This window comes from Bradyrhizobium sp. HKCCYLS3070 (assembly GCF_051167575.1).
Taxonomy (GTDB): Bacteria; Pseudomonadota; Alphaproteobacteria; order Rhizobiales; family Xanthobacteraceae; genus Bradyrhizobium.
In genome coordinates this window covers 1,720,750-1,733,007 of record NZ_JBNPTI010000001.1, presented here as the reverse complement: position 1 = coordinate 1,733,007, position 12,258 = coordinate 1,720,750, and the positions used below count along the sequence as shown (strand labels likewise).

Annotated in this window: 9 protein-coding genes; 7 read left to right on the top strand and 2 right to left on the bottom strand. The window is 65.2% G+C overall.

Annotation, left to right across the window (positions count from 1 at the left end; all coding sequences use genetic code 11):
- The first annotated feature begins 32 nt into the window (after nucleotides 1-32).
- The 3 genes from proS to ACQR03_RS08015 all read left to right on the top strand — a co-directional run bounded on the left by proS (nucleotide 33) and on the right by ACQR03_RS08015 (nucleotide 3,454).
- A complete protein-coding gene (gene proS, locus ACQR03_RS08025; protein WP_434841176.1) occupies nucleotides 33-1,367 on the top strand; it encodes a proline--tRNA ligase in 1,335 nt (444 codons plus the stop codon).
- Nucleotides 1,368-1,461: 94 nt separating this feature from the next.
- Entirely contained in the window at nucleotides 1,462-2,745 is a 1,284-nt protein-coding gene (locus tag ACQR03_RS08020; RefSeq protein WP_315711581.1) for a lipoprotein-releasing ABC transporter permease subunit, read from the top strand.
- A 7-nt stretch (nucleotides 2,746-2,752) separates the two neighbouring features.
- A complete protein-coding gene (locus tag ACQR03_RS08015) occupies nucleotides 2,753-3,454 on the top strand; it encodes an ABC transporter ATP-binding protein (protein ID WP_231324716.1) in 702 nt (233 codons plus the stop codon).
- A 12-nt stretch (nucleotides 3,455-3,466) separates the two neighbouring features.
- Here ACQR03_RS08015 and ACQR03_RS08010 read toward each other — a convergent pair whose 3' ends face one another.
- The gene (locus tag ACQR03_RS08010) at nucleotides 3,467-4,546 is read right to left on the bottom strand and encodes an alcohol dehydrogenase catalytic domain-containing protein (protein ID WP_315827156.1); all 1,080 of its coding nucleotides are present in this window, start codon (nucleotides 4,544-4,546) and stop codon (nucleotides 3,467-3,469) included.
- Nucleotides 4,547-4,686: 140 nt separating this feature from the next.
- On the opposite strand from ACQR03_RS08010, the gene ACQR03_RS08005 reads away from it, so the two are divergent.
- Nucleotides 4,687-5,457: a helix-turn-helix transcriptional regulator gene (locus tag ACQR03_RS08005; protein WP_315827155.1), complete on the top strand. Its 771-nt coding sequence runs from the start codon at nucleotides 4,687-4,689 to the stop codon at nucleotides 5,455-5,457.
- 445 nt (nucleotides 5,458-5,902) lie between these two features.
- Nucleotides 5,903-6,676, top strand: coding sequence for an outer membrane protein (locus ACQR03_RS08000; RefSeq protein WP_315711586.1), 774 nt, complete (start codon nucleotides 5,903-5,905; stop codon nucleotides 6,674-6,676).
- 106 nt (nucleotides 6,677-6,782) lie between these two features.
- Here ACQR03_RS08000 and ACQR03_RS07995 read toward each other — a convergent pair whose 3' ends face one another.
- Entirely contained in the window at nucleotides 6,783-7,118 is a 336-nt protein-coding gene (locus ACQR03_RS07995; RefSeq protein ID WP_315711587.1) for a DUF3551 domain-containing protein, read from the bottom strand.
- Nucleotides 7,119-7,387: 269 nt separating this feature from the next.
- On the opposite strand from ACQR03_RS07995, the gene ACQR03_RS07990 reads away from it, so the two are divergent.
- Entirely contained in the window at nucleotides 7,388-8,101 is a 714-nt protein-coding gene (locus tag ACQR03_RS07990) for an outer membrane protein (protein ID WP_315750905.1), read from the top strand.
- Nucleotides 8,102-8,564: 463 nt separating this feature from the next.
- A complete protein-coding gene (gene dnaE, locus ACQR03_RS07985) occupies nucleotides 8,565-12,095 on the top strand; it encodes a DNA polymerase III subunit alpha (protein WP_315711589.1) in 3,531 nt (1,176 codons plus the stop codon).
- Nucleotides 12,096-12,258 lie beyond the last annotated feature (163 nt).

Sequence of the window (12,258 nt, the reverse complement as noted above, 5' to 3'; positions counted from 1 at the left end):
CCAGCCCGAACCGAATCTCGAAGGCCTCGCCCATGCGTCTGTCGCGGTTTTTCCTGCCCATTCTGAAAGAAAATCCGAAGGAAGCCGAGATCGTCTCGCACCGGTTGATGCTGCGCGCCGGCATGCTGCGGCAGGAGGCGGCCGGCATCTATGCCTGGCTGCCGCTGGGCTTCAAGGTGCTGAAGAAGATCGAGCAGATCGTGCGCGAGGAGCAGAACCGCGCCGGAGCGCTGGAACTGCTGATGCCGACATTGCAGCTCGCCGACCTCTGGCGCGAGAGCGGCCGCTACGATGCCTATGGCCCGGAGATGCTGCGTATCAGCGACCGCCACAAGCGTGAGTTGCTGTACGGGCCGACCAACGAGGAAATGATCACGGAGATCTTCCGTGCCTATGTGAAGTCCTACCGCAACCTGCCGCTCAATCTCTATCATATCCAATGGAAATTCCGCGACGAGCAGCGTCCCCGCTTCGGCGTGATGCGCGGCCGCGAATTCCTGATGAAGGACGCCTATTCGTTCGATCTCGACGAAGCTGGCGCGCGGCGTGCCTACAACAAGATGTTCGTCGCCTACTTGCGCACCTTCGCGCGCATGGGCCTGAAGGGCATCCCGATGCGCGCCGAGACCGGTCCGATCGGCGGCGATCTCAGCCACGAATTCATCGTGCTCGCGGAGACCGGTGAATCCGGCGTCTACTGCGACCGCGACGTGCTCGATCTGCCGATCCCGCCGGCGTCCGTCGACTATGACGGCGACCTGACCCCGATCATCAAGCAATGGACGTCGCTCTACGCGGCGACCGAGGACGTCCATGACGCGGCCCGGTTCGAGGCCGAGGTGCCGGCCGAGCGGCGGGTCCATACCCGCGGCATCGAGGTCGGCCAGATCTTCTATTTCGGCACCAAATATTCCGAGCCGATGAAGGCGCTGGTCGCCGGCCCCGATGGGGCGGAGGTCACCATCCATGGCGGCTCCTATGGCGTCGGCGTGTCGCGGCTGGCTGGTGCGATCATCGAGGCCTGTCACGACGAGGCCGGCATCAAATGGCCGGAGGAGGTCGCCCCGTTCCGTGCCGTCATCCTCAACCTGAAGCAGGGCGGCTCCGACACCGATGTCGCCTGCGAGCAGCTTTATCGCGATCTCCTCGCCAAGGGGGTCGACGTGCTTTACGACGACACCGAGCAGCGCGCCGGCGGCAAGTTCGCCACGGCGGACCTCATCGGCATCCCCTGGCAGATCATGGTCGGACCCAAGAGCCTCGCCGAAGGCAAGGTCGAGGTGAAGACCCGCAGCGACGGCGCCCGCCAGATGATGTCCCCCGCGGACGTCGTGGCACGGCTCGGCGGCGGGACATTGGCTGGCTGAGACGCGCGTTCGATCATCGGATTATCCACCGGGGCTGCCCGTCCCTTCAGGCCAATCCGGCCACATTCGGCCCGAATCATGGGATGATCGCACAATGGATGACGCCATGACCGAACCGGTGCAGACCACCACCCCCTTCGCTCCCTTCGAGTGGATGCTGTCGGGGCGCTATTTGCGTGCGCGCCGCCGGGAGGGGTTCATCTCCGTCATCGCGGGGTTCTCCTTCCTCGGCATCATGCTCGGCGTTGCCACCCTGATCATCGTGATGGCGGTGATGAATGGCTTCCGCAAGGAGCTGCTCGACAAGATCCTCGGTCTGAACGGGCATCTGCTGGTGCAGCCGCTGGAGTCGCCGCTCACCGACTGGAAGGACGTCTCCGAGCGGATCGCGCAGGTGCAGGGCATCCGACTTGCCGCGCCGGTGGTTGACGGACAGGGTCTGGGCTCGTCGCCATTCAATGCGTCAGGCGTGTTCATCCGCGGCATTCGCGCGCAGGACCTCACGAACCTGACGTCGATCGCCAAGAACATCAAGCAGGGTTCGCTGGAAGGTTTCGACGAAGGCCAGGGCGTCGCGATCGGCCGCCGGCTCGCGGACCAATTGTCGCTGCATGCCGGTGACAGCATCACCCTGGTCGCCCCGAAGGGCGCCGTGACGCCGATGGGCACCACGCCGCGCATCAAGCCCTACAAGATCGCGGCGGTGTTCGAGATCGGCATGTCGGAATACGACGCCAGCTTCGTCTTCATGCCGCTGGCCGAGGCGCAGGCCTATTTCAACCGCAACAACGACGTCACCGCGATCGAGATCTTCACCAGCAATCCCGACAAGGTGGAGGAGTTTCGCAAGACGGTCACCGAGGCGGCCGGCCGCCCGATCTTTCTCGTCGACTGGCGCCAGCGTAACTCGACCTTCTTCAATGCGCTGCAGGTCGAGCGTAACGTGATGTTCCTGATCCTGACCTTGATCGTGCTGGTCGCCGCGCTCAACATCGTTTCGGGACTGATCATGCTGGTCAAGGACAAGGGCCAGGACATCGCCGTGCTGCGGACCATGGGGGCTTCGCAGGGGGCGATCATGCGGATATTCCTGATCACCGGCGCCTCGATCGGGGTGGTCGGCACGCTCACCGGATTCGTCGTCGGCCTCCTGATCTCGATGAACATCGATTCGATCAGGAAGTTTTTGTCCTGGCTGACGAGCACCGATCTGTTTCCCAATGAACTCTATTTCCTGTCGAAGCTGCCGGCTGAGATCGATGCCGGCGAGACTGCGGCCGTTCTGATCATGGCCTTGACCCTGTCTTTCCTGGCTACGCTGTATCCATCCTGGCGCGCGGCCCGATTAGACCCGGTCGAAGCGCTTCGCTACGAGTGAGGCGCTGATGGACGAGCAGGGGGCCGAGGATGTGCCGGTCGTTTATCTCCACGAGATCAAGCGGCGGTACATGCAGGGTGAGCAGCAGCTGACCATTCTGGACGGCGCCAAGCTGGCGCTGTGGGCCGGTCAGTCGGTGGCGCTGGTGGCGCCGTCGGGCTCGGGCAAGTCGACATTGCTGCACATCGCGGGTCTCCTGGAGAGTCCCGACGAGGGCGAGGTCTATGTCGGGGGCGTGCCGACGTCGCAATTGACCGACATCGAGCGCACCCAGATGCGCAGGACCGACATCGGTTTCGTCTACCAGTCGCACCGGCTGCTGCCGGAGTTCACGGCGCTGGAGAACGTGATGCTGCCGCAAATGATCCGCGGCTTGAAACGGTCCGAGACGGTGAAGCGGGCGACCGAGATCCTGGCTTATCTCGGGCTCGGCGAGCGCATCAAGCACCGCCCGGCCGAGCTCTCCGGCGGCGAGCAGCAACGCGTCGCGATCGCGCGTGCGGTCGCCAATGCGCCGCGTGCGCTGCTGGCGGACGAGCCGACCGGCAATCTCGATCCTGGCACCGCCGATCACGTCTTTCACGCGCTGATGCAGCTCGTGAAGGCCACGCGGGTCGCGATGCTGATCGCGACCCACAACATGGAGCTGGCCGGCCGCATGGACCGGCGCGTCTCCATCGTCGGCGGCAAGGTCGTCGAGCTCGACTGAGTCCGGCCGCAGTCAGGGCCTGATCACCGTCATCTTGAACGGCTCGCGATGGGCGGCGGCATGGGCGACCGCGTCGTTGGCATGGTCGAGGTCGAAACAGGTCGGCTCGAACTGCGCGAGGTCGAGCAGTCCGGCCCTGATCAGTCCCACCATCTTCACTGTCGCTGTCGGCGGGCACATCCAAACGCCGCGGATGGTGATGCAGTCGCGCATGATCCAGGGATAGGGCAGCTCGAGCCCGGGGCCGCCGAGCATGCCGACTCCGCCCATCAACACCACGCGCCCATAGGGACGTACGGTCATCACGGCGGTCCGCACGACATTGGTCGTGACGGAGGGCGGCATGATGTCGAGCACGCAGTCGATCGGGCCGGGCGCGGCGCGCTTCATGCGCTCGGTGTCCTCGCTTTCATGGCCCGACAGCCTGACTGGATGGATGCGTGCGCCGAACCGGCGCTTGAGCTCGGCCAGCATGGCCTCGTTGCGACCGGGCGCCACGACCGCAGCGGCGCCCATGGCGAGCGCCACCGCGACTGCGGCGCTGCCGAACCTGCCGGTGGCGCCGCTGACCAGCACGGTCTCGCCCGCCTGCAGATTGGCGGCAAGAAAGCCGCCATAGGGCACGAGCAGGGTGCCGAGCGCGCACCACCGCGCCGCGTCGCGGGCATCGATGACACCGATCGGCTTGGCGTTCTCCGTTGGCAGCCGCATGCGCTCGGCGAACGAGCCGTGCCGGAAATGCCGTTGTAGCTTGAGCCCGCCCGGTCCGCGCGCGCTCAGGCCTTGCAGGGTTATGTCGGGGGCGAGCGCATTGTCACGTGAGCGCACCGTCGGATCGCAGAACACCCAGTCGCCAATCGCAAGATGCGTGGCATCGGGACCGAGCGCGCTGACCCTGCCGATGCCGCTCGTTCCCGGGATGACCGGCAGTTCCAGCAGATATTTGCGTTCTCCGCTGAACACTTCATTCGCATAGGACAGCACGCCGGCTGCGGCGATGTCGACGATCACCTCGCCGGTGCCGAGCACGGGGTCTTCGACATGCTCGATCTCGAGCGGCGATCCAAATCGTTTGAGCACTGCAGCCTTCATGATCTTCTCCATTTTCGCGATGGCGAGGCACCAGTCTGCCGGTCTATCCTACGCGCAAGAAGGCCTGGTATTATCCTAGGATTGAAGAAGCCCAGGCTGGGCGCACCGCCATCGGGGGCGAACCATGAGTGATCTCGGAGATGAGTGATCCAAGACATGCCGAACTCGGAAACTTCCTGCGCTCGCGGCGCGAGAAGCTGACGCCGCAGGCGGTCGGGCTCGCAGCCGGGCGGCGGCGACGCACCGCAGGGCTGCGGCGGGAGGAAGTAGCCGAGCTCGCTGGCATCGGCGTCGACTGGTACATCCGAATCGAGCAGGGCCGTGCGGTGAAGCCGTCCTCATCCACCATCGATGCGCTGGCGCGCGCCCTGCGCCTGAGCCGAACCGAGCATGCTCATCTCAAGGCGCTGGTGCGCGATCCTGCGCGCAAGCCGTTCGTGCGCGAGCAGGTGCCGCCCCGACTGCGCGAACTCGTGCAGAGTCTGAACCAGCCGGCCTACATCTCCGGACGGCGATGGGATGTGCTCGCCTGGAATGCGGCGGCGGACGAGATCTTCGGCTTCTCGCAACTCGCCGACGATGAGCGCAACACGTTGGTGCTGATGCTGTGCAAGCCCGGCGTGCGCCGGCTGTTCGGCGCGCAATGGAAGGAGCTGGCGCAACGCATGGTCGCGCAGTTTCGCGCGACCTATGATCTGTGGGCGGGCGATCCCGCCTTCGTCGATCTGATCGCGCGGCTGCGGCGTGGCAGCCGCGAGTTCGATGGCTTGTGGGCGGCGCACGACGTCAATGCGCTTGCTGCGGGCGAAAAGCTGCTCGAGCATCCGAAGAAGGGCCGCGTGAGGCTGCGATACGCGACCTTCCAGTCCAACGACGATCCCGCGCTGAAGTTGGCGATCTACTACACGTGATGACGATGCCGCTCCGGACGAGCGTGCATTCCGCGTCGGCCGGGAAGCACCACACATTCGTCCGCTTTGCGCATGATGATGCTACGCATTCGCAAGACTCGTCGTGCTGCCCTGAAGAATTCACGACTGAGACGTGACAGGGGTCGTTCCGTGACCGGGAGTTTCCCGATCACGATTTTGCCGTCGCTCGCATTGTGGCCATGGATGGACGCCGGCCACGACTCCTCCTTACATCTTATTAGTTGTTTGTTCATGTTGCCGGCAAAGCCTTGAAAAACAGGCATTTGCGTCCAATCCCATAAAAGCCGGAAAGAATGGTTCTGATCTGCACATCGGTTGATGTCGGCGGAGCGAATGCGGGTGGCATAGTCGCTTCGTCGCGCTGCATGTTTTTCGCACGGAACCAGGGGGCCTGGGGACTTTGGGACAGAAGCTACGGAGTTCGATGATGAAGACGCTTTTCGGCGCAACGGTGGGGCTCGGCGCAATCGCCGCGGCGACGTCTGCATTCGCAGCTGATCTTCCAATGAAGAAGGGGCCGTACACCAAGGCGCCGCCCGCCGTCGTGGCGACGGTGTATGACTGGAGCGGCTTCTATGTCGGCTTCAACGCCGGCGGAGGTTCCAGCCGGGATTGCTGGAATCTGGTTTCGAACGCCGGTGTGGCGGTGAACCCGGCAGCCAACCGCGAAGGCTGCTCCGGGGGCGGCGGCGCGGCCGTCGGCGGCCAGGTCGGCTACCGCTATCAGATGGCCAACTGGGTGTTCGGCGTCGAGGCGCAGGGCGACTGGGCGAATTTCAAGGGCACGAATCGCAACCTGATTCTTCCCAATGTCAGCGACCGTTCACGCACCAACGGCTTCGGCCTGTTCACCGGCCAGGTCGGCTATGCCTTCGACAACATTCTCGGCTATATCAAGGGCGGTGCCGCGGTCGTCGGCGATCGCTACGACACCTTCACCACGGGCACCAACGTGATGCTCGATCGCGCCAACACGACGCGTTGGGGCGGTACGATCGGTGCCGGCCTCGAATATGGCTTTGCGCCGAACTGGTCGGTCGGCGTCGAGTACGACCACATCTTCCTGGGCAACAAGAACCTGAACTTCGTCGCCGCGGCCGGCGCGCCCGCGATGACTCATCGCATCAAGCAGGATGTCGACATCGGGCTCGTGAAGCTGAACTACAAGTTCGGTCCGGGTTTCGGGATGATGCGCTGACGCAACGTCACCCTCGATTGCTCCGGTTCGTCGAAGCCGCGGCTTCGACGAACCTTCGATGGTGTGGCCTGAGACGGCGGCTCGCTGCGTCGAAGGCGGGGACGGGTCAGTCCTCTTCGAACACGAACGGGTTGGGGAACGGCGCGTAGGGATTCGGCGCCGGCGGACGCGGCCTGATCCGCTGCCTGTGCGGATACGGATAGGGCGTCGCGCGCGGGTCATTGCTGACACCGGCGAAATAGGGGTTCGCGATGCAGTTCAGCAGGCGTCCCGACGCCGTCGCCTGGCATTGCGCGTAAGTGTCGAAGGTGCAGTGGCTCAAGCCCGGAAACTCATCACCCTGCAGACAGAACGCATGCCTGACACCGACGGCGTGAGCCGGCGCATGGGTTGCGACCACGAGGCCGGCTGCAGCCAGGGCCGCAAATAAAACCTCACGCATCAACGATCTCCCTTCATCCCTTGATGACCAGAACGCGCGCGCTTCATGGCGAAGCGCCGGCGCGACGGCCCTCACGCGTGTGTAGTCGGTCGGCCCTCGATTGCAAGCTGGAAAGTTCCATCAACACACTGTGATTAAAGATTAATTTCCTAACATGTCTCGTGGCCTTTCAGCAGCGAGCTGTGACCGAGCGGCTACAGCAATTGTGGCGCAGATCGGTAAGAGGTGCGGCTGGCCTGGGGGCCAAATGAGACGAGACTGGACCTGTGATGAAGAAACTTCTGTTGACGACGACGGCGCTCGTGGTGCTGGCCTCGCCGGCGCTTGCCGCGGATCTCGCTGCGCGTCCCTACACGAAGGCACCGCCGCCGGTGATGGCTGCGATCTATGACTGGAGCGGCTTCTACATCGGCGCGAACGGTGGCGGCGGCTGGAGCGAGAACACCTGGGATCTGGTCGGCGGCGGCCGCGAGGGTTCGCATGATGCATCCGGCGGCACCGTCGGTGGCCAGGTCGGCTATCGCTGGCAGATGGGCCAGATCGTGTTCGGCGTCGAGGCGCAGGGCAACTGGGCCGACCTCACCGGCGACAATCAGAGCGCGCTGTTCGGAACGCGTAACCGCACCAAGACCGATGCGTTCGGCCTGTTCACCGGCCAGGTCGGCTACGCCATCAACAACGTGCTGCTCTACGCCAAGGGCGGCGCGGCCGTGACCAGCAACAAGTACACGATCACCAATGCGGCGACCGGCGCGTTCCTCGCCTCCAACGACGACACGCGCTGGGGCGGCGTGGTCGGTGCCGGCGTCGAATACGGCTTTGCGCCGAACTGGTCGCTGGGCGTCGAGTACGACCATCTGTTCATGGACCGCCAGACCGTCAGCTTCGGCGCGCTCGGCTCCGACAGCATCAAGCAGGACGTCGATCTGTTCACCGCCCGCCTGAACTACCGCTTCGGCGGCCCGGTCGCGACGCGGTACTGAGTCGATCCTCGCTCGATCGGCGGATTGGAAAGCCCCGGCGTTCGCGCCGGGGCTTTTTGTTTGCGGAGGCGGGTTAACCATTTGCTGTGCCGGCGCGGCGATGAGCCGATCAGCGCGCTTGACCTGAGAACAGAAAAGGAACATTGTTCTTCATATGTTCTGACTCAGGGAGGTCCCGATGCTGAAGGTTTTCGTTCAAGAAGCCGCCGCGCTGGCGTCGATCACGCTGTTCGTCGGCATGATCGCGCTCTGGGCGCAAATCATTCCACAGCTTTAGTTTTCCGAGCGCAGCGGCTGGGGACAAGGCAGGCGAGGGCGCCGGACTCGCCGGAGGTCGTCCGATATGATGCGGAGCGAGTCGGTCGGGGTCGGGGGCATGGCGGTTCATGACTTCGAGCCAAGCCCAAGGCTTGGCCCCGCACCGTGATCTCGGAACAAGCCCCAGGGAAGCTGCAAGGCGAGCATGTCCAGCGCCGGATTCGTCCATCTCCACGTCCATTCCGCCTATTCGCTGCTGAAGGGCTCGATCAAGATCGGCAAGCTCGGCGAACTCGCCAAGGCCGACCGCCAGCCGGCGCTGGCGCTGACCGACACCGACAACATGTTCGGTGCGCTCGAATTCTCCGACAAGATGGCGAGCTATGGCATCCAGCCGATTGCCGGCTGCGAGCTCGCCATCGATTTCGGCGACATGGACCCGAATGCCCGCAATGCCGGCGCGGTCGCGCAGCCCTCGCGAATCGTCCTGCTCGCCGCACGCGAGGAGGGCTACCGCCACCTGATGCGGCTGAACTCGCGCGCCTTCCTGGAGACGCCGACGCACCAGGCGCCGCACATCAAGTTCGAGTGGCTGAACGAGGGTGTCGATGGTCTGATCGCGCTCACGGGCGGGCCCGATGGGCCGATCTCGCTCGCGATCCAGCACGACATGGCGGCACTTGCGACGCAGCGCTGCGAGCGGCTGGCAAGCCTGTTCGGCGACCGCCTCTACATCGAGCTGCAGCGCCACGGCGTCGACCGCGAGCGCCGCGTCGAAGGCGGCCTGATCGATATCGCCTATGGCAAGGGCCTGCCGCTGGTCGCGACCAACGAGCCGTATTTCGCGACCGCCGACGACTACGAGGCGCATGATGCGCTGCTGTGCATCGCCGGCGGCCATCTGATCGCCGACACCGAGCGCGTGCAGCTGACGCCGGATCACCGCTTCAAGACCCGTGCCGAGATGGCGGTGCTGTTCGCCGACCTTCCGGAGGCCTTGGCCTCGACGGTCGAGATCGCCGAGCGCTGTTCGTACCGGCCGCGGACGCGCAAGCCGATCCTGCCGTTCTTCACGGTCGGCGCCGGCACCGGCAGCGATGCCGTGGACGCCGCCAGCGCCGAGGCCGCCGAGCTGAAGCGACAGGCGGAGGAGGGTCTGGAGCGGCGCCTCAAGGTGCACGGCATGGCGCCGGGCATGACCGAGGAGGACTATCAGAAGCGGCTCGCCTTTGAGCTCGACGTCATCATGCGCATGAAGTACGCGGGCTACTTCCTGATCGTGTCGGACTTCATCAAATGGGCCAAGGCGCACGGCATCCCGGTGGGACCGGGGCGCGGCTCCGGTGCAGGCTCGCTGGTCGCCTGGGTCTTGACCATCACCGACCTCGACCCGATGCGGTTCGCGCTGCTGTTCGAGCGCTTCCTCAATCCCGAGCGCGTCTCGATGCCGGACTTCGACATCGACTTCTGCCAGGACCGCCGCGGCGAGGTGATCTCCTACGTGCAGCAGCGCTACGGCCGCGACCAGGTGGCGCAGATCATCACCTTCGGCACGCTGCAGGCGCGCGGCGTGCTGCGCGACGTCGGCCGCGTGCTGCAGATGCCCTACGGGCAGGTCGACAAGCTCACCAAGCTGGTGCCGCAGAATCCGGCCGCGCCGGTGACGCTCGCCGCCGCGATCGAGGGCGAGCCGAAGCTGCAGGCCTTCCGCGACGAGGACCCGGTGGTGGCGCGCGCCTTCGACATCGCGATGCGCCTCGAAGGCCTGACGCGGCATGCCTCGACCCACGCCGCCGGCATCGTCATCGGCGACCGGCCGCTGAGCGAGCTGGTGCCGATGTATCGCGATCCAAAATCGGACATGCCGGTCACCCAGTTCAACATGAAGTGGGTCGAGCCCGCCGGCCTCGTCAAGTTCGACTTCCTCGGCCTGAAGACGCTGACCGTGCTCGACGTCGCCGTGAAGCTTCTGAAGCAGCGCGACGTCCACGTCGATCTCGCGACCCTGCCGATCGACGACGCGCCGAGCTATCAGATGCTGGCGCGGGGCGACGTGGTCGGCGTGTTCCAGGTTGAAAGCCAGGGCATGCGGCGGGCGCTGATCGACATGCGCCCGGACCGCTTCGAGGACATCATCGCGCTGGTGGCGCTGTATCGTCCCGGTCCGATGGCCAACATTCCGACCTACTGCGCCCGCAAGCACGGCGAGGAGGAGCCGGAATATCTGCACCCGATCCTGGAGCCGATCCTGAAGGAGACCTTCGGCGTCATCATCTACCAGGAGCAGGTGATGCAGGTCGCGCAGCAGATGTCCGGCTATTCGCTCGGCGAAGCCGATCTCCTGCGGCGCGCCATGGGCAAGAAGATCCGCGCCGAGATGGACAAGCAGCGCGTCCGCTTCGTCGAAGGCGCCGTCAAGAACGGCGTGCCGAAGGACCAGGCCGACACGATCTTCGACCTGCTCGCCAAATTCGCCGACTACGGCTTCAACAAGTCGCACGCGGCCGCCTATGCGCTGGTGTCCTACCACACCGCCTACATGAAGGCGCATTATCCGGTGGAGTTCATCGCGGCGTCGATGACGCTCGATCTCAACAACACCGACAAGCTCTCGGAATTTCGTGCCGAGGCGCAGCGCCTCGGCATCAAGGTCGAGCCGCCGTCGATCAACCGCTCGGGGCCGACCTTCGAGGTCAGCGGCAACACCATCTTCTACGCGCTCGCGGCGTTGAAGGGCGTCGGCCCGCAGGCGATCGAGATGATCGTCGAGGCCCGCAACAAGGGCGGCCCGTTCACCTCGCTCGCCGACTTCGCCTCTCGCGTCAATCCGCGCGCGATCAACAAGCGCATCATCGAGACGTTGGCGGCGGCCGGTGCGTTCGACGTGCTCGACAAGAACCGCGCGCGGGTGTTCGCCGGCGCGGACGCGATCGTCGCCGCCTGCCAGCGCGCGCACGAGGCCGCCACCTCCGGCCAGAACGACATGTTCGGCAACGCCGCCGATGCGCCCGCGATCATCCTGCCGAACATCGAGAACTGGCTGCCGGCCGAGCGTCTGCGGCGCGAATATGATGCGATCGGCTTCTTCCTGTCGGGCCATCCGCTCGACGACTACGCGGCGGCGCTGAAGCGCCTGCGCGTGCAGAGCTGGGCCGAGTTTTCGCGTGCGGTGAAGACCGGCGCGACCGCGGGCAAGGTTGCCGCCACCGTGGTGTCGCGCATGGAGCGGCGCACCAAGACCGGCAACAAGATGGGCATCATGGGTCTGTCGGATCCGACCGGCCATTTCGAGGCCGTGCTGTTCTCTGAGGGCCTCGCACAATATCGCGACGTGCTCGAGCCGGGCGCGGCGGTGCTGCTGCAGCTCGGCGCCGAGCTGCAGGGCGAGGATGTCCGCGCGCGGGTGCTGCATGCCGAGCCGCTCGATGATGCCGCCGCCAAGACGCAGCGCGGATTGCGCATCTTCCTGCGCGACACCAAGCCGCTCGATTCCATCGTCAAGCGCCTGCAGGGGCCGGAAGGTGCCGCGGTCAATGGCAACGGGGCGATCGCCAAGAGCGCCGCGCCGCCGTTGGCGCCCCGCACCGCAGCAGGCGAAGGCGAGGTGTCGCTGGTCATGATGCTGGACCTCGAAACCGAGGTCGAGATGAAACTGCCGGGGCGCTTCAAGGTTTCGCCACAAATCGCAGGTGCCATCAAGGCGGTGACCGGCGTGGTCGACGTGCAGCAGCTGTAATCGAGGCGATCGTTCCGCTGGAGCGGCTGCGTTCGGCGATCTTGCTGGTCGAACGGGGGGACGAGGAACAAAAAAGCTGCGCGTGGGCTGTACGGACATGCCTCCGTTCAACCGCGGTTCAGCCATTCTCCCGCTGAATCCGCGGCGGGTGCCTCGAAGGGGC

Coding starts and splice junctions, on each gene's coding strand:
- proS (WP_434841176.1), top strand. CDS start 33: ATGCGTCTGTCGCGGTTTTTCCTGCCCATTCTGAAAGAAAATCCGAAG.
- ACQR03_RS08020 (WP_315711581.1), top strand. CDS start 1,462: ATGGATGACGCCATGACCGAACCGGTGCAGACCACCACCCCCTTCGCT.
- ACQR03_RS08015 (WP_231324716.1), top strand. CDS start 2,753: ATGGACGAGCAGGGGGCCGAGGATGTGCCGGTCGTTTATCTCCACGAG.
- ACQR03_RS08010 (WP_315827156.1), bottom strand. CDS start 4,546: ATGAAGGCTGCAGTGCTCAAACGATTTGGATCGCCGCTCGAGATCGAG.
- ACQR03_RS08005 (WP_315827155.1), top strand. CDS start 4,687: ATGAGTGATCCAAGACATGCCGAACTCGGAAACTTCCTGCGCTCGCGG.
- ACQR03_RS08000 (WP_315711586.1), top strand. CDS start 5,903: ATGATGAAGACGCTTTTCGGCGCAACGGTGGGGCTCGGCGCAATCGCC.
- ACQR03_RS07995 (WP_315711587.1), bottom strand. CDS start 7,118: ATGCGTGAGGTTTTATTTGCGGCCCTGGCTGCAGCCGGCCTCGTGGTC.
- ACQR03_RS07990 (WP_315750905.1), top strand. CDS start 7,388: ATGAAGAAACTTCTGTTGACGACGACGGCGCTCGTGGTGCTGGCCTCG.
- dnaE (WP_315711589.1), top strand. CDS start 8,565: ATGTCCAGCGCCGGATTCGTCCATCTCCACGTCCATTCCGCCTATTCG.